Here is a 252-nt window from a genome sequence, read left to right as displayed (position 1 = left end):
GGCCTCCGATGACCGCCTGCACCTGTTCCCGCTGCAGCAGTTGCCGCGCACCACGCGCGCACAGGCGATGGACGTACTCAGTTCGCAGGCCGGCATGGCCGGCTACAAGGCGGCATTGATTGCTGCCGAACGCGCGCCGCGCTTCTTCCCGATGCTGACCACGGCGGCCGGTACCGTGCGTCCAGCCAAGGTGCTGGTGATCGGCGCCGGTGTCGCCGGCCTGCAGGCCATTGCCACCTCACGCCGCCTGGG

Annotated in this window: 1 pseudogene; it reads left to right on the top strand. The window is 70.2% G+C overall.

Annotated features, from left to right (window positions below):
• A pseudogene (locus FQ664_RS26485) lies at positions 1 to 252 on the top strand (NAD(P)(+) transhydrogenase (Re/Si-specific) subunit alpha); the annotation flags it as partial.

Origin of the sequence: Pseudomonas persica, from assembly GCF_900291015.1 — a bacterium.
GTDB lineage: Bacteria > Pseudomonadota > Gammaproteobacteria > Pseudomonadales > Pseudomonadaceae > Aquipseudomonas.
Note: the sequence above shows the minus strand (reverse complement) of the source record. Positions and strands in the feature narration are given on the sequence as shown.